Raw genomic sequence first — 18,275 nt, 5'->3', positions numbered from 1 at the left:
CTGATCTGCTTCTTGCGCGGAGTCGTTGACAACGTCCGTGCTTCAAAATAACCCTGCCGTCAAGATGCGGAATTAAATTCCGCACCGCGAAATCGAACAAAAGTAAATCCCCACCAAGGAGGGAAACCGTGAGCGAAGTGGTCAAGCTTGAGCGTCATGACGAAGTCGGGATCGTCACGGTCAATAGCCCTCCGGTCAATGCGCTGAGTGCCGCAGTGCGCGGCGGCATCCTGGAATGCATCAAGGCAGCGGTCGCCGATCCCGCCATCAATGGCATCGTGCTGACCTGCGCCGGCCGGACCTTCATCGCGGGCGCCGACATCACGGAATTCGGCAAGCCGCCGAAGCCGCCGGCCCTCAACGACGTCCTCGCCGAGATCGAGAATTCGCCGAAGCCGGTCGTTGCCGCGATCCACGGCACCGCGCTCGGCGGCGGCCTCGAGGTCGCGCTGGCCTGTCATTTCCGCGTTGCGGTGAAGGAAGCCAAGCTCGGCCTGCCAGAGGTCAAGCTGGGCCTCCTGCCCGGCGCCGGTGGAACCCAGCGCCTGCCGCGCGCGGTTGGGCCTGAGCTTGCAGTCAAGATGATCGTGGGCGGCGACCCCATTGGCGCGGCGGAAGCGCTCAAGAACGGCCTGATCGAGGAGATCATCGAGGGACCGGCCTCCGGCGGCGAGGCTTTCGTCCGCAAGCTCATCGCGGAGAAGCGTCCGCTGCGGCGCCTCCGCGACGACGATTCCAAGATCGCGGCCGCCAAGGCCGATCGCTCGATCTTCACCAATGCGGTCGCCGCCATGACCAAGAAGTCGCGCGGCCTGGAAGCGCCGTTCGCGGCCGCCGACGCCGTCGGTTACGCCATCGACCTGCCGTTCGACGAAGGTCTGAAGAAGGAGCGCGAAGGCTTCCTCAAGCTCGTCGCCAGCGACCAGTCCAAGGCGCAGCGCTACGCCTTCTTTGCCGAGCGCGAGGCCGCCAAGATCGCGGGCGTGCCCGAGGGCACCAAGTCGCGCCCCGTTAACCGTGTCGCCATTCTCGGCGCCGGCACCATGGGCGGCGGCATCGCGATGTCCTTCGCCAATGCCGGCGTTCCCGTCACCCTGATCGAGACCGGCGAGGAGCAGCTCAAGCGAGGCCTCGGCATCATGCAGAAGAACTGGGAAGCGACCGCCGCGCGCGGCGGCATCCCGGCGGACGCGCCCGCCAAGCGCATGGCGCTGATCAACGGCGTCGTCGGCATCGAGAATGTCGGCGATGCCGACCTCGTCATCGAAGCCGTGTTCGAGACCATGGCGGTGAAGAAGGAGGTGTTCGGCAAGCTCGACCAGTTCGCCAAGCCCGGCGCCGTGCTCGCCTCCAACACCTCGTATCTGAACATCGACGAGATCGCGAAGTCGACCAAGCGTCCGCAGGACGTTTTGGGCATGCACTTCTTCTCGCCGGCCAACGTCATGAAGCTGTGCGAGATCGTGCGCGCCGACAAGACCGCGCCGGACGCTCTCGTGACGGCTGTCACGATCGCGCGCAAAATTGCAAAAGTGCCGGCCGTGGTCGGTGTCTGCGACGGCTTCGTCGGCAACCGCATGCTGGCCCAGCGCGGCAGGCAGTCCGAGAAGCTCTTGTTCGAAGGCGCGCTGCCGCAGCAGGTCGACGCGGTGGTGACGAAGTTCGGCATGCCGATGGGGCCGTTCGCGATGGGCGACCTCGCCGGTCTCGACATCGGCTGGCGCTCGCGCAAGGACCGCGGCATCAAGTCGGAGATCGCGGACGCGCTCTGCGAAGCCGGCCGCTTCGGCCAGAAGACCGGCAAGGGCTATTACAAGTACGAGCAAGGTTCGCGCGCGCCGCTGCCCGATCCGGAGGTCGAGAAGCTGATCGACGAGACGCTGCTGCGTCTCGGCCGCAAGAAGCGCGCCGTCAGCGACGAGGAGATCCTCGAGCGCATGATGTATCCGATGATCAACGAGGGCGCGAAGATCCTCGAAGAGGGCATCGCGGCGCGCCCGTCCGACATCGACGTGGTCTGGCTCTACGGCTATGGCTGGCCGATCTACCGCGGCGGCCCGATGTTCTGGGCCGACACCGTCGGCCTCAAGCACATCGCCGATCGCCTGGCCTTCTACGCCAAGGAGACCAACGACCCGAGCCTCGAGCCCGCGCCGCTGCTGAAGAAGCTCGCGGCGGAAGGCAAGACGTTCGCCTCGCTGGCTGCGGCGTCGAAGGCGGCGTGATGGGGGCCTGCACTCTCGGCGTCATTCCGGGAGGGCCCGCAGGGCCAGGCCCGGAATCCATTTCGCCTCTGAGTGCGCTGCCTGATGGATTCCGGGCTCGCGACTTCGTCGCGTCCCGGAATGACCACTGAGTGTGATGCAGAAAATGACCCATCCCGGCGAACAGTTTTACCCCGAGGGCGTGCGGTGGGACGACACCATCGTCCAGGGCGCGCTCCCTGACCTCCTGTCGAAAGCTGCCGCCGAGTACGGCCCGCGCACCGCGCTGGAATTCCGGGACCGGCCGATCAGCTATACCGAGCTCGCAGCTCAGGCCGAGCGCGCGGCCGCGGCGTTCCTGCGCGAAGGCATCGGCAAAAACAGCTCCGTCGCGCTGTTCCTCGGCAACACGCCGGACCACCCCGTCAATTTCTTCGGTGCGCTGAAGGCAGGCGCCCGCGTCGCGCATCTCTCCCCGCTCGACGGCGAGATCGCGCTGACGCACAAGGTCTCCGACTCCGGCTCGCGTCTGCTCGTCACCTCGAACCTCCAGGCCTTGCTGCCGACCGCGCTGAAGTTTCTGGAAAAAGGCCTGATCGACAAGCTCGTCGTCTGCGAGGACGACAATTGGGGCAAGGTCGGCACGCCGCAGGCGGCGATCCCAAGCGATCCCCGCATCGTCACCTTCATGACCTTCGTCGAGGGCGCGACCGCGCCGGGGAAGTGGCCTTCCGTCACGGCCGACGACGTCGCGCTGCTGCAATATACCGGCGGCACCACGGGCCTGCCCAAGGGCGCGATGCTCTCGCACGGCAATCTCACCTCGGCGGTGTCGATCTACGACGTCTGGGGCAAGCCGGCCCGCGCCGCGCGCGGCGACGTGGTCGAGCGCGTCATCTGCGTGCTGCCGCTGTTCCACATCTATGCACTCACGGTCGTGCTCTTGTCCTCGCTCAGCCGCGGCAATCTGATCTCGATCCACCAGCGCTTCGACGTCGAGGCCGTGATGCGCGATATCGAGGTCAAGCGCGCGACCTATTTCCCGGGCGTGCCGACGATGTGGATCGCGATCGCCGCGCTGCCCGATCTCGACAAGCGCGACTTCTCCTCGCTGGCGACCATCGGCTCCGGCGGCGCGCCGCTGCCGGTCGAGATCGCCAACTTCTTCGAGCGCAAGGTCGGCAAGAAGCTGCGCAGCGGCTGGGGCATGACCGAGACCTGCTCGCCCGGCACCGGCCATCCGCCCATGGGTCCCGACAAGCCCGGCTCGATCGGCCTGATGCTGCCCGGCATCGAGCTCGACGTCGTCTCGCTGGAAGATCCGACAAAGGTGCTGCCGCCGGGCGAAGTCGGCGAGATCCGCATCAAGGGCCCGAACGTCACCAGGGGTTACTGGAACAAGCCGGCGGGATCCGCGGATGCCTTCATCGATGGCCGCTTCCTGACCGGCGATATCGGCTATGTCGACACCGATGGCTATTTCTTCCTGGTCGACCGCAAGAAGGACATGATCATCTCCGGCGGCTTCAACGTCTATCCGCAGATGATCGAGCAGGCGATCTACACCATTCCGGGCGTGCACGAGGTGATCGTGCTCGGCATTCCCGACCAGTACCGCGGCGAAGCCGCGAAAGCCTTCATCAAGCTCAAGCCCGACGCAAAGCCGTTCTCGCTCGACGAGCTGCGCTCCCAGCTTGCCGGCAAGCTCGGCAAGCACGAGCTGCCGGCCGAGGTCGAGTTCGTCGCCGATCTGCCGCGCACGCCGGTCGGAAAATTGTCGCGCCACGAATTGCGCCAGCAGCAGAAACCGTCACAATCCACCCAAACTGCATCAGGAGGTCGTTCTTGACCGACGCCGTCATCGTTTCCACCGCCCGCACCCCGATCGGCAAGGCCTATCGCGGCATGCTCAACGCCACCGAGGGCGCAACCCTGCTCGGCCACGCCATCGGCGAAGCGGTCGCCCGCGCCAAGGTCGATCCGAAGGAGATCGAGGACGTCGTGATGGGCGCAGCGCTCCAGCAGGGCGCCACCGGCGGCAACATCGCGCGCAAGGCGCTGCTCCGCGCCGGCCTTCCCGTGACTGTCGCCGGCACCACTATCGACCGCCAGTGCGCCTCGGGCCTGCAGGCGATCGCGCTTGCCGCGCGCTCGGTGATTTTCGACGGCGTCGAGATCGCCGTTGGCGGTGGCGGCGAGTCGATCTCGCTCGTCCAGAACGACAAGATGAACGGCTTCCACGCCCAGGACCCGGCGCTGCTCAAGATCAAGGGCGAGGTCTACATGCCCATGATCGACACGGCGGAGATCGTCGCCAAGCGCTACGGCATCTCGCGCGAGAAGCAGGACGAATATTCGCTGGAGAGCCAGCGCCGCACCGCGGCCGCACAGCAGGGCGGCAAGTTCAAGGACGAGCTCGCGCCGATCACGACGCAGATGGCGGTCACCGACAAGGCGACCGGCACTGTCTCGATGAAGGAAGTCACGCTGTCGCAGGACGAGGGTCCGCGCCCCGAGACCACGATCGAAGGTCTCGCCGGCCTCAAGCCCGTGCGCGGCGAAGGTTTCTCCATCACCGCCGGCAATGCCAGCCAGCTCTCCGACGGCGCCAGCGCCTCGGTGATCATGAGCGACAAGGAAGCTTCAAAGCGCGGTCTTGCGCCGCTCGGCATCTTCCGCGGCTTCGTCTCCGCCGGTTGCGAGCCGGACGAGATGGGCATCGGCCCGGTCTTCGCCGTGCCGCGCCTGCTCAAGCGCCACGGCCTCACCGTCGACGACATCGGCCTCTGGGAGCTCAACGAAGCCTTCGCCGTGCAGGTGCTGTATTGCCGCGACAAGCTCGGCATCGACCCCGAGAAGATCAACGTCAACGGCGGCGCGATCTCGGTCGGCCATCCCTACGGCATGTCGGGCGCGCGCCTCACCGGCCATGCTTTGATCGAAGGCCGCCGCCGCAAGGCCAAGTACGCGGTCGTCACCATGTGCGTCGGCGGCGGCATGGGCGCGGCGGGACTGTTCGAGGTGTTGCAGTAACTCACCGTCGTCCTGGCCTAGTGCGCAATTGCGCACGGGAGCCAGGACCCATACTCCGCGGCCGGGGTAAGGGGCACAGACGGCAATTGCCTTCGCAAAACGAAGGCCGGTGGTAATGGGTCCTGGCTTTCGCCAGGACGACGAGGAAACAGGAGGATCCGATGGATCTCGCATTCACGAAAGAAGAGCAGGCGTTTCGCGAGGAAGTGCGGTCGTTCTTCCGCGACAACGTGCCGCCGGATACGCGGCGCAAGCTGGTCGAGGGCCGTCATCTCACCAAGGACGAGATGGTGACGTGGTGGCGCATCCTCAACAAGAAGGGCTGGGGCGTCAGCCACTGGCCCAAGCAGTTCGGCGGCACGGGCTGGACCAGCGTGCAGCACTACATCTTCAACGAGGAGCTGCAGTCCTATCCGGCGCCGCAGCCGCTCGCCTTCGGCGTCAGCATGGTCGGCCCGGTCATCTACACCTTCGGCAACGAGGAGCAGAAGAAGAAGTACCTGCCGCGCATCGCCAATGTCGACGATTGGTGGTGCCAGGGTTTTTCGGAGCCCGGTTCGGGATCTGACCTTGCCTCGCTCAAGACCAAGGCCGAGCGCAAGGGCGACAAGTGGATCATCAACGGCCAGAAGACCTGGACCACGCTGGCCCAGCACGCCGACATGATCTTCTGCCTCTGCCGCACCGATCCCGGCGCCAAGAAGCAGATGGGCATCTCCTTCATCGTGTTCTCGATGAAGTCGAAGGGCGTCACGGTACGCCCGATCCAGACCATCGACGGCGGCGTCGAGGTCAACGAGGTCTTCTTCGACGACGTCGAGGTGCCCTACGAGAACCTGATCGGCGAAGAGAACAAGGGCTGGGACTACGCAAAATTCCTGCTCGGTAACGAGCGCACCGGCATTGCCCGCGTCGGCGTCTCCAAGGAGCGGCTGCGCCGCATCCGCGACTTGGCCTCCAAGGTTGAATCCGGCGGCAAGCCGATCATCCAGGACGCCGCCTTCCGCGAGAAGCTCGCGGCGTGCGAGATCGAGCTGAAGGCGCTCGAGTTGACGCAGCTGCGCGTCGTCGCCGACGAGGGCAAGCACGGCAAGGGCAAGCCCAATCCGGCCTCCTCGGTGCTGAAGATCAAGGGCTCCGAGATCCAGCAGACCACCACCGAGCTGCTCATGGAAGTGATCGGCCCGTTCGCCGCGCCTTACGACGTGCATGGCGACGACGGCTCGAACGAGGCCATGGAATGGACCGCCCAGATCGCGCCGAGCTACTTCAACAACCGCAAGGTCTCGATCTACGGCGGCTCCAACGAGATCCAGCGCAACATCATCGCCAAGGCGGTGCTGGGGCTCTAAACGTCATTCCGGGGCGCGCGTCAGCGCGAACCCGGAATCTCGCGCCGCAACCTCTGGATTCCGGGTCCCCGCGCTATCGCGCGTGTCCCGGAATGACGAAGCAAAAATTCCGGGTACGAGGAACCAAAGAACATGGATTTTGACCTGAACGAGGAGCAGCGGCTTCTCAAGGAAAGCATCGACGGCCTGCTGACCGATTCCTACGATTTCGAGCAGCGCAAGAAGTACATGAAGGAGAAGGGCGGCTGGAGCAAAACGGTCTGGCTCAAGCTTGCCGAGCAGGGCCTGCTCGGCCTGCCCTTCAGCGAGGCCGATGGCGGCTTCGGCGGCGGCGGCGTCGAGACCATGATCGTGATGGAGGCGCTCGGCAAGGCGCTGGTGCTGGAGCCGTATCTGGCCACGGTCGTGATCGGCGGCGGCTTCCTGCGCCATGCCGGCAGCGATGCGCAGAAGGCTGCGCACGTGCCCGGGATCATCGACGGCAGCAAGACGCTGGCCTTCGCCCAGCTCGAGAAGAACTCGCGCTATGATCTGTTCGACGTCTCGACCACCGCGAAGAAGAAGGGCGACGGCTGGGTCATCGACGGCGAGAAGTTCGTGGTGCTCAACGGCGAGAACGCCGACACGCTTGTCGTCACCGCGCGCACCAAGGGCGACCGCCGCGACAAGACCGGCATCGGCGTCTTCCTGGTCCCGGCGAACGCCAAGGGCGTCACCAAGAAGTCCTACCCGACCCAGGACGGCCTGCACGCCGCCGACATCACGCTCACCGGCGTCGAGGTCGGCGCCGATGCGGCGATCGGCAATCCCGAGGACTCACTCGCCCTGATCGAGCGCGTGGTCGACGAGGCCCGAATCGCGCTCTGCGCCGAAGCGGTCGGTCTGATGGACGAGTCGCTGAAGACCACCGTCGAGTACATCAAGACGCGAAAACAGTTCGGCGTCGCGATCGGCTCGTTCCAGTCGCTTCAGCACCGCGCCTCCGACATGTTCGTCGCGGCCGAGCAGGCGCGCTCGATGTCGATGTTCGCCACCATGGCGAACGACTTCGAGAACGCCAAGGAGCGCTCCAACGCGATCGCCGCGGCCAAGGTGCAGATCGGCAAGTCGCTGAAGTTCGTGGGACAGCAGTCGATCCAGCTCCACGGCGGCATCGGCATGACCATGGAGGCGAAGATCGGCCACTACTTCAAGCGCCTCACCATGATCGAGAACAGCTTTGGCGACACCGACTATCACCAGCGTCGTGTCGCCGACGCCGGCGGGTTGATCTAGCCAAACGGCAACTGTCATCCCCGCGAAAGCGGGACAATCCAAAACAAAAAGCCCCGGAGACATCTCCGGGGCTTTCTTCGTTTGATTTTGCCCGTTCCACCACAGCCACCGCTGTCATGCCCCGGCTTGACCGGGGCATCCAGTACGCCGCGGCGGACGTGATGAGAGCGTGCTCTCCAACGTCGGCCTCTGGGATACTGGATCGCCCGGCCAAGCCGGGCGATGACAGCCTCAGTGTGGTTCGACCTACCGGCTCACCGCCTCACGTCCGCGTGCGCATCCGCATCATGAAGCTGTCGTAGCTGAGCTCGGCGACCTGCATCCAGGCCAGCGATTCGTTTCGGAAGGCCGACAGGCTCGCATACATCTTCTTGAAGTGCGGGTTGCTCTTGGAAAGATCGGCGTAGATTTCGTTCGCGGCACCGTAGCAGGCCTCGAGCACCTCCTGCGGGAACGGCTTGAGGATCGCGCCGGCCACCAAGAGGCGCTTCAGCGCCGACGGGTTGACGTAGTCGTATTTGCCGGTGACCCAGGTGAAGGTGTCGCGCGAGGCCATCTCGATCGCGGCCTGGTAGTGCTTGGGCAGCGCGTTCCACCTGTCGAGATTCATGATGTTGTGGCCCTGGCCGGTGCCTTCCCACCAGCCCGGATAGTAGTAGTACTTCGCGACCTTCACGAAGCCGAGCTTCTCGTCGTCATAGGGGCCGACCCATTCGGCCGCGTCGATCGTGCCCTTCTCCAGAGCCGGATAGATGTCGCCGCCCGCGATCTGCTGCGGCACGCCGCCGACCTTCGCGATGATCGTGCCGGCGAAGCCGCCGACGCGGAATTTCAGCCCCTTGAAATCCTCCATCGACTTGATCTCTTTCCGGAACCAGCCGCCCATCTGGGCGCCGGTCGAGCCGGTCGGAATGCCGATCGCGTTGTATTCCTTCAGGAGGTCGTTGAGCATCTCGGTGCCGCCGCCGAAATGCAGCCAGGAAATATGCGCCCGCGTGTTCAGCCCGAACGGCAGCGACGTGCCGAAGGTGAAGGCGGGGTTCTTGCCCCAATAGTAATACAGCGCGGTGTTGCCCATCTCGACGGTACCGTTCGACACGGCGTCTAGCACCTGCAGGCCCGGGACGATCTCGCCGGCTGCGAACGGCTGGATCTGGAACTTGTTGTCGGTGACCTCGGCCACGCGCTTGCAGAAATATTCGCAGCCGCCATAGAGCGTATCGAGCGCCTTGGGCCAGCTCGCGGCCAGCCGCCATCTCGTTTCCGGCGAGCCTTCCGCGATCGCCGGCGCGGCAATCGCTGTGCTTGCCGCCAGCCCTGCACCTGTCACTTTCAGGAATTCACGACGTTTCATGCGTATTCCTCCGTTGCGCCGATGTCTTCGACGAGGGGAAACGATCTTGATGTCGTCTTGGCTTCGCCGGTGATCGACGTGGTGTTGTGACGATTTTTGGTGTTTCCGAAGGCCCTTCAGGGCTCTTTGTGAATCCCGCGCGTTGCGGTTTAGCGGTCAGGATGACTGCTCGCCTCGCGATAAGCAAGCGCCGTCGGGATGCTCGCAGTTGCGAAGGCCGAGCGCGACCTCTCGCCGAACTCCGCAGCCGTAGGGTGGGCAAAGGCGCCATAGCGCCGTGCCCACGATCTTCTTCTCTCGGGCAAATTGGTGGGCACGCTTCGCTTTGCCCACCCTACGATAGCTGGGGTCGACAAGAAGAACCCCGGAGATGTCGCCATCTCCGGGGCTTCTCATTCTTTAGTCGTGTGCGCCGCTCAGCGTCTCACGTCTTGATCCGCATCCGCATCATGAAGCTGTCGAAGCTCAGCTCGGCGACCTGGAACCAGGGCAGGGCCTCACCGCGGAAGGCGGTCAGGCTCGCATACATCTTGCCGAAGTGCGGATTGCTCTTGGAGAGATCGGCATAGATCTCGTTGGCGGCACCGTAGCAGGCCTCGAGCACCTCCTGCGGGAACGCCTTCAGGATCGCGCCCGACACCAGGAGCCGCTTCAGCGCCGGCGCGTTCAGCGCGTCGTACTTGCCGGTGACCCAGGTGTAGGTGTCGCGCGAGGCCGCATCGACCGCCGCCTGATAGTGCTTCGGCAGCGCGTTCCACTTGTCGAGGTTGAAGACGTTGTGGCCCTGGCTCGTGCCCTCCCACCAGCCGGGATAGTAGTAATATTTGGCGACCTTCACGAAGCCGAGCTTCTCGTCGTCGTAGGGGCCGACCCATTCGGCGGCATCGATCGTGCCTTTCTCCAGCGCCGGATAGATGTCGCCGCCGGCGATCTGCTGCGGCACCGCGCCGAGCTTGGCCATGATCGTGCCGGCAAAGCCGCCGATGCGCATTTTGAGGCCCTTGACGTCGTCGAGAGACTTGATCTCCTTCCGGAACCAGCCGCCCATCTGCGCGCCGGTGGCACCGGTCGGAATGCCGTAGACGTTGTGCTCCTTCAGTAGGTCGTTCACGAGATCCTGTCCGCCGCCCCACAGCAGCCACGAGATCTGCTGACGCGTGTTCAATCCAAAGGGAAGGGCGGTGCCGAAGGTGAAGGCGGGGTTCTTGCCCCAGTAATAGTAGAGCGCGGTGTTGCCCATCTCGACGGTGCCGTTCGAGACGGCATCCAGCACCTGCAGGCCCGGCACGATCTCGCCGGCGGCGAACGGCTGGATCTGGAAGCGGTTGTCGGTGATCTCGGCGACGCGCTTGCAGAAATATTCGCAGCCGCCGTAGAGCGTATCGAGTGCCTTCGGCCAGCTCGCGGCGAGCCGCCATCTGACTTCGGGCATCGATTGCGCGATAGCCGGCGCAGCAACAGCGCTCGCGGCCAGGCCCAATCCGCCTGCCGTCAGGAATTTACGACGTTCCATGCACTTCCCTCCGTAATGCCGATGCTTCGACTTAAGGGGAACGATCTTTGGGGTCGTCTTGTCTTGGTCGAGATCGACGTTGTTTTGTTGAGACTTGTGAGGCGTTTCCGAAGGCCCTGACGGGCTCTTGTTATTGGAATTCCGATCGTTGCGGTTCCGTCAGCAAGGATGACCTGTCAGCCAGCGACAATCAAGCCTCATGCCGCGCTCGCAACTGCGAATGCGGGACAGACGAAAGTCGGAAGGGCCTGCGATCTGCTGCATGATTGGGCAATCGCGGCGGTGCGCTTGCGGAGAGTAGTGAAGGCGCTCGTCGTTGAGACCGGATTCACTGTCGTCAACGGAGGTACGTTCCCTCCCCCCTTGCGGGGGAGGGCTAGGGAGAGGGGTAGCCCAGCAAAAGGTGCCGGTTGTTGACTAATGCAAGAGCGCGATGTGCGACGGATAGAATCCCCGTGCGGCACCCCTCTCCCTGACCCTCCCCCGCAAGGGGGAGGGAACGGAGAGAGCGCTGGCGTCGGCCGAACAATCCATCACGCCGCTATCCCTCGTTCGCGAACGCCGCCTCCATCGCCTTCCTTGTCCTGATCGTCTCGTTGTTCGCGTCGAACTCGACATCGCTCCAGCGCACGATCTCGCCATGGGCGACGTCGTGCTTCAGCTTGAGGCGGTGCGCGAGGCCGATCGGCAGGGCGCCCGCTTTCAGGCTCGCGGCGGCCGGTACCAGCTTGCCCCACACGGTGTAGCCGCCTTCGCCGTCCAGCATCTCGCCGGCGCGTAAGTTGCGTTTGGCCACCGCGGCGACATCGCCGCGGAAGCCGAAAGCCTGGCCGGTCGCCTCGCCGCGCAGCGCGGCCGACAGGATCGAGATGTTCAGCTCGAGCCCGATCAGATGATAGGGCTTGTACATCGCGGCGAAGCGTCCGCTGGCGTCGGTCTTCAGGCCGTATTGCCTGAAGCAGTCTGCAGCGTAGTCGTTCGGCGCCTCCAGCACGACATAGACGCCCCAGCGCAGGTCGCGAAACACCGGCCGTCCGTCGCGTTCGAGCGAGGAGACGACTTCCACCACGCCGGACCGCTCCAGCACGCCGCCGCGCGAGCGCGGCCGCATGATGTGCGGCAAATCGTCGACGCCGCAGGGCGGAAACAACAGGCCTTCCGCGTGCACGTCGAGGCCGCAGGCGTTGGCAATCGCGGCCATCTCGATCGCCGATTTGGTGCCGTCGAGGAAGGAGTTGAACATCTGCGGGTTCATGCCGGCCGACTGCGCTTCGCCCGCGGTCAGGCCGTAATGCTGCCAGACGCCGTCGGGCGTCACGTCGTGATACGCCGGCAGGTACTTTGTGCCTTTGCCCGCGGCGACGACGCGAAAGCCGGTGGCGCGGGCCCAGTCGACCATCTCCGCCGTCAATGCCGGCTGGTCGCCATAGGCAAGCGAATAGACCACGCCTGCTTTGCGCGCCTCCTCGGCGAGCAGCGGTCCCGCCAGCACGTCGGCCTCGACATTGACCATCACGATATGCTTGCCCGCCGCGATCGCGGCACGCGCATGGCGGATGCCGACGGCGGGATTGCCGGTCGCCTCCACCACCACATCCATCGCGCCGCCGGCGATGGCGCGAGCGCCGTCGTCGGTGAAGACGGTGGCGGCGATCCGCTCGGCGCTCCAGCCCACGGTGCGGCACGCCTCGCGCGCGCGATCGCGGTCGATGTCGACGATGATGGGCACCTCCAGTCCCGGCGTGTGCGGCACCTGTGCGAGGAACATCGAGCCGAACTTGCCCGCGCCGATCAGCGCGACGCGAACGGGTTTGCCGGCGGACGCGCGGGCTTGCAGGAGGCGGAAGAGGTTCATGGGGGATGTCCTGGTGCAACAATCAAAGCTCGTCATTCCGGGGCGCGACGAAGTCGCGAGCCCGGAATCCATTGATCGACTGTCTCTGCGGCTCGATGGATTCCGGGCTCGCGCTACGCGCGCCCCGGAATGACAGGGAGAGCCTACTCCGCCGCCTGCCGCGGCGCACGGGCAAGCCGCACCAGCGCATCATCATCCACCGTCTTGATGGGCGAAAAATCGCGATGCGCGATGTACTCCGGCCGCGTCGGTGTGCGGATGTAGTTCGAGACCGCGTTCAGCGTCAGGTACACGATCTTGCGCGGGTAGGGTGTGATGTTGCCGCTCGAGCCATGCACGAGATTGCCGTGGAACATCAGCATGCCACCGGGCTTGCCGGTGGGCGCGACGATGCCGCCCTGCTTGACGAGGCGCGTCACCGTGTCCTCGTCCAGCGTCCACAGCGGATAGGAGGTGGTGGCGAGGTCGTGCGAGGCCTCGAGATCGCCGGCGTTCTGGCTGCGTGGCACCAGCATCAGGGGGCCGTTGATCGGCATCACCTCGTCGAGGAAGATCGCGATGTTCATCGCGCGCGGCTCCGGCATGCCGTCGTCGCGCTTCCAGGTGCCGTAATCCTGGTGCCACTGCCAGACGTCGCCGGTGAAGGCCGATTTCGCGTTGATCTTGAACTGGTGCATGTAGACGGGCTCGCCGAACAATTGCTCGACCGGGTCGATCATGCGCGGATGCGCACCGAGGATGCGGAAGGCCTCGTTGTAGAGATGCGCGGCGAAGGCCGTGCGCGGTGCGCCGCTCTTCTCGCGCCAGACCTCGGGCCGGTTGGCGTCGTAGATACCGACCGCCTCGCGCGCGAGCAAATCGACCTCCTCCTGGCTGAACAGCTCGGGCAGGAACAGCCAGCCCTCGCGGTGGAAGAACTCCAGTTGCTCCTGGGACAGTTTCATGGGTCGTCCTCCTTGTGTTGTTTTTTGTTGTCATTCCGGGGCACGCGAAGCGTGAACCCGGAATCTCGAGATTCCGGGTCTGGTCCTTCGGACCATCCCGGAATGACGGCGTGCTTTTGTCGCTACGCCGCCACCTCGTCCGTCGCCCTCAATCTCTCCTCCGTCAATCGTCCTGCCGTCTGCGCGTGCGCCAGCGCGGCGCGTTCGGCCGCCTTCGCAGCGCCGCTGAGAACGTGTCCGGCAATATCGGCATGCTCTGTCCAGGCGCTGTCGCGATAGTCGAGCTCGGAGAGCACGGTCGCCATCGATCGGCGCATATGCGGCCATTGCGGCGCCATCGTCTCCTCGATCACGGGGTTGCCGGCGAGTTGATAGATCGCGCGGTGAAAATCGACATCGAGTGCGATGAGCTCGGCAAGCGATGTGTTGCGGTCGATGCCGCGCCCGGCGGCGAGCGCCGCCTCCAGTCGCGCGCGTCCCACTGCGTCGGCGCCGACGCGCACCGCGGCAAGCCGGGCGGCCAGCGCATCGATGGCGCCGCGCACCTCGTAGAGCTGACGGATCCGTGAGGGATCGAGCTGGGTGACTTCAAAGCCGCGCTTGCCGCTCTCGGCGACGAGACCCTGCCGGTGCAACAGATGCAGCGCATGCGACACCGGCTGGCGCGACACGCCGAGCTTGTCGGCAAGCTCGTTCTGCCGGATGCGCTGGCCGGGCTCGAGCGTGCGATCGGAGATCGCCTCCAGGATGCGCGCATAGACCTGGTCGATCAGGTTCGGGAGCGGGTCGAGAGGGATCACGCCGGCGGCTCCAACATGGAATACGGAATTCCGTATTCGAAGCTACTCCCGGCACTGGCAGGGCGTCAAGCACGGCCGGGGCGCGCCAGACGCCCTCTTGGGTGCCGCCTAAGCTATTGATATTGCTTGGTCCGTCTACTGTGCATGGGGTTGTTTTCGAGGAAAAGACCGGGTGAGGCCCGGTGCCTATTTCTTCTTCCCCTGCTCGATCAGCATCCGGCTCATCAGATAGAGCCGCGGCACGATCGAGTTGGTGTCGATGAACTCGTCGCGGGCGTGATAGCCGAAGCCGGCGAGGCCGAAGCTCTCGACCACCACCGCCTTGCCGCTGCGGTTGGCATAGCCGGCGTCAGTGGCGCCGCCGGTCATCTCGGCGATGTCGAGCTTGCGGTCGATCTCGGCATAGATCGCCTGTCCCTCTTGCGCCACCGCGCGGCCGCGGTCGCTGGCGACGAAGGGCGGACGGCCGGCCACGATCTTCATGGTGGTCTCGGTGTCCGGCACGAGGCGGTTCTTGATCTTCTCGTCCAGCGCCGCCTGGAGCTTGGCGATGCCGTCGGGAATGGTGAGGCGGATGTCGGCGCCGGCCTCAGCTTCTTCCGGAATCTGATTGCGCACCGTGCCGGCCTTCGCCGTCGTCCAGCTGAGCTGGGTGCCCGGGATCGACTTGGCGACGTCCTGCGTCTGCAGCAGTTGATGCGAGAGCTCGATCAGCGCGTTGCGGCCGAGATCGGGCGCTGCACCCGCATGTGAGGCGCGGCCCTTCACCTTGATGATGCCCGTCGCGGTGCCGCTGGCACCCAATAGCAGCGAGTCGTTCTTGGCCGGCGGCGAGGCCACCGTCGGCTCGCAGGAGAGCACGACGTCATGCTGGTCGGCGAGCTCGGCGATGATCTCGCCGGATCCAATCGAGCCGACCTCCTCGTCCGGATTGAATGACACGGTGAGCGTGGCGTAGTCGTTCCAGCCAGCGTCCTTGAGCATCTTGAGCGCATGCAGCACCACGGCGATGCCGCCCTTGTCGTCGGCGATGCCGGGGCCATAGATGCGGTTGCCGTCGACGCGGTACGGCTCGCTTGCAAGGATGCCGCGCTGATAGACCGTGTCCATATGCGCGATCAGCATCAGCTTCCGCGAGCCCGTGCCCTTGAACGTCGCGATCACCATGTCGGCGCCGGCGCCTGCCGTGGTCTTGCGCCGCTCGGTGGCGGCGCCGAGCGCCTTCAGGCGTCCTTCCGTGAAGTCGGCCATCTTCTTCAGGCCCTCGACGTCGCTGCTGCCGCTCTCGATCATCACCATGTCGCGCAATGTCTCGATCAGTGGCGCCTTCTCCTGCTCGGCGGCGGCCTTCAGCTTCTCGTCAGTGGCCGCGAGCGCGGACGTGGCACCGGCGGCAAGGCCGAGCAGCGACAAAGCGAGCAGGGGCGTGAAGCGGAAGGTCATGACTTGCGTCCTTTTGCATCTTGCGCGCGGGCACCGCGCGATTGAGCGGAAAGCCTAGCACCCGCAACCGCACGATGCCACGCCGGCCTAGCGCTCCAGCACCTCCACATCCATCGCGGCGATTTCGTCTGCGTCGGCCACCGCCTCGATCACCGCGATCCGGTCGCCGCTGAAGCCCACGCGCAGTGCGATGCGCAGACGACCGCCGAGGATGACGGCCACACCCATCTCGCCATCGACCAGCGCCGTGCGTGCGGCCTGGGCGCGGCCCTTGTAGAGCTGCGCGACTGCGTCCGCGCCGCGGATCTCCGGCAGCGTGCCGAGCCGTACCGCGGCCTGGTCGGCGCGAAACACGACGTCAGGATCCAGCACGGCGAGCAGGCCTTCGAAATCGCCTTCGCGCGATGCCTTGAGGAACGCATCGACGATCTTGCGTTGATGCGACATGTTCGCATCGGGCACCGGCGCGCCCTGCACGCGCCGCCGCGCGCGGCTCGCCAGCTGGCGCGAGGCGTCGACCGAGCGCCCGACAATCGGTGCGATCTCCTCGAACGGCACGGCGAACATGTCGTGCAGCACGAAAGCGAGCCGCTCCGCCGGCTGCAAGGTCTCCAGCACCACCAGCAGCGCCGCGCCGACGGAATCGGCCATCTCCGCCTCGCGCTGCCGCGTGTCGTCGACCGGCTCCGGCACATGCGGGCCCATCGGGTCCTCGCGGCGCGACTTTCGGGCGCGCAGCATGTCGAGGCAGATGCGTGCGACCACGGTCGTCAGCCAGCCGCGCAAGTTCGCAACATCCGACATGTCGTAGCGGCTGACCCGCAGCCAGGCCTCCTGTACGGCGTCGTCGACCTCGGCGCGGGACCCCAGCATCCGGTAGGCGACCGCGCGCAAATGGTCCCTGCTGGCCTCGAACTGGTGGCTGAGAAAATTCTCTTCAAGATTTTTTTCGGTCATCGGTCACATTCCCTCATCGCGATCCGTCATGCCCATGACGAAGCCAATCCGGCCGATGTGACCGGAACCTTCGAAATTCGACAGACGGAGACGAAAATGATGCACGCCCGCATGAACCACCCGGTCATGATCCTGCCCGAGGCCATGAACCACCTTCAATCCATTGGCAACCTGACCAAGCAGGGCCTGCCGGAAAAGCTCCTGGAACTGGTGCATTTGCGCGCCAGCCAGATCAATGGCTGCAGCGTCTGTGTCGACATGCATCCCAAGATCGCCCGCAAGCTGGGCGAGACCGACGAACGCCTGTTCGCCGTGTCGGCCTGGCGCGATGCGCCCTATTTCACCGAAGCCGAGCGCGCCGCGCTGGCGCTGACCGAAGCCGTCACGCGCATTGCCGATCGTGCGGACCCGGTGCCCGATACGATCTGGAACGAGGCCGCCAAGCATTTCGACGAGCGTGAGCTGGCAACGCTGATTCTCTCGATCGCAACGATCAATGTCTGGAACCGCCTCAACGCGACGATCAAGATGCCGGTGGGTGTGTGGAAGGTGTGAGTTTCTTCGCCTCTCCCCGCATGCGGGGAGAGGCCGGAATTTGCATCGCAAATTCCGGGTGAGGGGGAGCCTCCGCGAGTCTCACTTTCACCGTCCGCGCGGAGGCTCCCCCTCACCCCACCCTCTCCCCGCAAGCGGGGCGAGGGAGATCACCGGCGCTGCCCGCCTCACATGCGCTCATTCCGCCAGAAACGCGTTCACCGCCTCGCCGAACTCCAGCGGCGCCTGCTCGAACATCCAGTGGCCCGCATTTTCGATCACCGCCGTCTTGGCTCCTGCGATGTGCTCCGCCAGCACGCGCCACATCACTGACAGGCTTCCGGTCGTCGCACCGCCGCCGATCAGCAGCGTTGGCGTCCTGATCGCCTGTGCATCGCTGAGCGTGTAGGGCCGGCGCTGCTCGTTGATCTGGCCGAGGAAGGTCAGCGCGTTGTCGCGCAATTGCTGCTTCGCCGCAGCAGGCACGCGCCGCCAGGAGCCGTCGCCCTCGATGCCTTCGTAGAAGTTCTGCAGTGCGCCTTCGATATCGCCGGCGCGGATCATCTCGACCGAGCGCACTGTCCGCGCGGCGAGCGGCGGATGCGCGGGCGTGCCTTCGGGTAGCGGCAGGCTGGCATCGAGATCGCCGCCGGGCTCGGCCAGCACCAGCTTTCGCAGCAGATCCGGCCGCGCCTGCGCCACGCGAAACGCGATGTGCCCGCCGCGCGAATGGCCCATCAGATCGACCGGGCCGGGCTTGATCTGCTCGATGAAGGCGATCGTATCAGCGACGTGCTGCGCCATCTTGTAGTCGTCGCCGACGGCGTCCCAATGCTCGGGAAAGAAATGCCGCAGGCTCACCGAGATCACCCGATGGCTCTTCGACAGCGGGCCCAGCACCGAATACCAGGTGCGGAAATCCCCGAGCGTGCCGTGCACGCAGACCAGCGGATGGCCTTCTCCCACTTCGAGATAGGCCATGTCGTAACCGTTGACGCGGAGTGTCTGCAT

General features: G+C 65.3%; 14 protein-coding genes. 6 read left to right on the top strand and 8 right to left on the bottom strand.

Annotation, left to right across the window (positions count from 1 at the left end; translation table 11 throughout):
* The first annotated feature begins 128 nt into the window (after positions 1-128).
* From JQ603_RS20945 to pimD, 5 genes are all read left to right on the top strand, one after another.
* Positions 129-2,225 carry a 3-hydroxyacyl-CoA dehydrogenase NAD-binding domain-containing protein gene (locus JQ603_RS20945; RefSeq protein WP_212342180.1) on the top strand — a complete coding sequence of 699 codons (2,097 nt, stop codon included), beginning with the start codon at positions 129-131 and terminating at the stop codon, positions 2,223-2,225.
* 145 nt (positions 2,226-2,370) lie between these two features.
* Positions 2,371-4,053 carry a dicarboxylate--CoA ligase PimA gene (gene pimA, locus JQ603_RS20940; RefSeq protein WP_212342460.1) on the top strand — a complete coding sequence of 561 codons (1,683 nt, stop codon included), beginning with the start codon at positions 2,371-2,373 and terminating at the stop codon, positions 4,051-4,053.
* The gene (locus tag JQ603_RS20935) at positions 4,050-5,237 is read left to right on the top strand and encodes an acetyl-CoA C-acyltransferase (RefSeq protein ID WP_212342178.1); all 1,188 of its coding nucleotides are present in this window, start codon (positions 4,050-4,052) and stop codon (positions 5,235-5,237) included. Before pimA ends, JQ603_RS20935 begins: the two co-directional genes overlap by 4 nt.
* A 161-nt stretch (positions 5,238-5,398) precedes the next feature.
* On the top strand, positions 5,399-6,589 hold the full coding sequence (gene pimC / locus JQ603_RS20930) for a pimeloyl-CoA dehydrogenase large subunit (RefSeq protein ID WP_212342176.1): 1,191 nt from the start codon (positions 5,399-5,401) through the stop codon (positions 6,587-6,589).
* A gap of 132 nt (positions 6,590-6,721) precedes the next feature.
* Positions 6,722-7,864, top strand: coding sequence for a pimeloyl-CoA dehydrogenase small subunit (gene pimD / locus JQ603_RS20925; protein WP_212342174.1), 1,143 nt, complete (start codon positions 6,722-6,724; stop codon positions 7,862-7,864).
* A 262-nt stretch (positions 7,865-8,126) separates the two neighbouring features.
* On the opposite strand, the gene JQ603_RS20920 is transcribed toward pimD, so the two are convergent.
* From JQ603_RS20920 to JQ603_RS20890, 7 genes are all read right to left on the bottom strand, one after another.
* On the bottom strand, positions 8,127-9,218 hold the full coding sequence (locus tag JQ603_RS20920) for a TRAP transporter substrate-binding protein (RefSeq protein WP_212342172.1): 1,092 nt from the start codon (positions 9,216-9,218) through the stop codon (positions 8,127-8,129).
* 424 nt (positions 9,219-9,642) lie between these two features.
* Positions 9,643-10,731: a TRAP transporter substrate-binding protein gene (locus JQ603_RS20915; protein WP_212342170.1), complete on the bottom strand. Its 1,089-nt coding sequence runs from the start codon at positions 10,729-10,731 to the stop codon at positions 9,643-9,645.
* A gap of 541 nt (positions 10,732-11,272) precedes the next feature.
* Entirely contained in the window at positions 11,273-12,586 is a 1,314-nt protein-coding gene (locus JQ603_RS20910) for an NAD(P)H-dependent oxidoreductase (protein WP_212342168.1), read from the bottom strand.
* Between the two features lie 143 nt (positions 12,587-12,729).
* Positions 12,730-13,530: a phytanoyl-CoA dioxygenase family protein gene (locus JQ603_RS20905; protein ID WP_212342166.1), complete on the bottom strand. Its 801-nt coding sequence runs from the start codon at positions 13,528-13,530 to the stop codon at positions 12,730-12,732.
* 122 nt (positions 13,531-13,652) lie between these two features.
* Positions 13,653-14,330: a GntR family transcriptional regulator gene (locus JQ603_RS20900; RefSeq protein WP_212342163.1), complete on the bottom strand. Its 678-nt coding sequence runs from the start codon at positions 14,328-14,330 to the stop codon at positions 13,653-13,655.
* 186 nt (positions 14,331-14,516) lie between these two features.
* Positions 14,517-15,773, bottom strand: coding sequence for a M20/M25/M40 family metallo-hydrolase (locus tag JQ603_RS20895; RefSeq protein ID WP_212342162.1), 1,257 nt, complete (start codon positions 15,771-15,773; stop codon positions 14,517-14,519).
* A gap of 87 nt (positions 15,774-15,860) precedes the next feature.
* The gene (locus JQ603_RS20890) at positions 15,861-16,730 is read right to left on the bottom strand and encodes a sigma-70 family RNA polymerase sigma factor (protein ID WP_212342160.1); all 870 of its coding nucleotides are present in this window, start codon (positions 16,728-16,730) and stop codon (positions 15,861-15,863) included.
* A gap of 99 nt (positions 16,731-16,829) precedes the next feature.
* Between JQ603_RS20890 and JQ603_RS20885 the strand changes: the two genes are divergently transcribed.
* Positions 16,830-17,285, top strand: a complete 456-nt coding sequence (locus tag JQ603_RS20885; protein WP_212342458.1) for a carboxymuconolactone decarboxylase family protein — start codon at positions 16,830-16,832, stop codon at positions 17,283-17,285.
* Between the two features lie 177 nt (positions 17,286-17,462).
* On the opposite strand, the gene JQ603_RS20880 is transcribed toward JQ603_RS20885, so the two are convergent.
* Entirely contained in the window at positions 17,463-18,275 is an 813-nt protein-coding gene (locus JQ603_RS20880) for an alpha/beta fold hydrolase (RefSeq protein WP_212342158.1), read from the bottom strand.

Origin of the sequence: Bradyrhizobium liaoningense (assembly GCF_018130825.1) — a bacterium.
In the GTDB taxonomy this organism is placed as follows: Bacteria; Pseudomonadota; Alphaproteobacteria; order Rhizobiales; family Xanthobacteraceae; genus Bradyrhizobium; species Bradyrhizobium liaoningense_B.
Note: the sequence above shows the minus strand (reverse complement) of the source record. Positions and strands in the feature narration are given on the sequence as shown.

What these genes read in the sequence shown, in the direction of transcription:
- JQ603_RS20895 (WP_212342162.1), bottom strand. Translation starts at nt 15,773, where the DNA reads ATGACCTTCCGCTTCACGCCCCTGCTCGCTTTGTCGCTGCTCGGCCTT.
- pimC (WP_212342176.1), top strand. Translation starts at nt 5,399, where the DNA reads ATGGATCTCGCATTCACGAAAGAAGAGCAGGCGTTTCGCGAGGAAGTG.
- JQ603_RS20890 (WP_212342160.1), bottom strand. Translation starts at nt 16,730, where the DNA reads ATGACCGAAAAAAATCTTGAAGAGAATTTTCTCAGCCACCAGTTCGAG.
- pimA (WP_212342460.1), top strand. Translation starts at nt 2,371, where the DNA reads ATGACCCATCCCGGCGAACAGTTTTACCCCGAGGGCGTGCGGTGGGAC.
- pimD (WP_212342174.1), top strand. Translation starts at nt 6,722, where the DNA reads ATGGATTTTGACCTGAACGAGGAGCAGCGGCTTCTCAAGGAAAGCATC.
- JQ603_RS20915 (WP_212342170.1), bottom strand. Translation starts at nt 10,731, where the DNA reads ATGGAACGTCGTAAATTCCTGACGGCAGGCGGATTGGGCCTGGCCGCG.
- JQ603_RS20905 (WP_212342166.1), bottom strand. Translation starts at nt 13,530, where the DNA reads ATGAAACTGTCCCAGGAGCAACTGGAGTTCTTCCACCGCGAGGGCTGG.
- JQ603_RS20885 (WP_212342458.1), top strand. Translation starts at nt 16,830, where the DNA reads ATGCACGCCCGCATGAACCACCCGGTCATGATCCTGCCCGAGGCCATG.
- JQ603_RS20920 (WP_212342172.1), bottom strand. Translation starts at nt 9,218, where the DNA reads ATGAAACGTCGTGAATTCCTGAAAGTGACAGGTGCAGGGCTGGCGGCA.
- JQ603_RS20880 (WP_212342158.1), bottom strand. Translation starts at nt 18,275, where the DNA reads ATGCAGACACTCCGCGTCAACGGTTACGACATGGCCTATCTCGAAGTG.
- JQ603_RS20910 (WP_212342168.1), bottom strand. Translation starts at nt 12,586, where the DNA reads ATGAACCTCTTCCGCCTCCTGCAAGCCCGCGCGTCCGCCGGCAAACCC.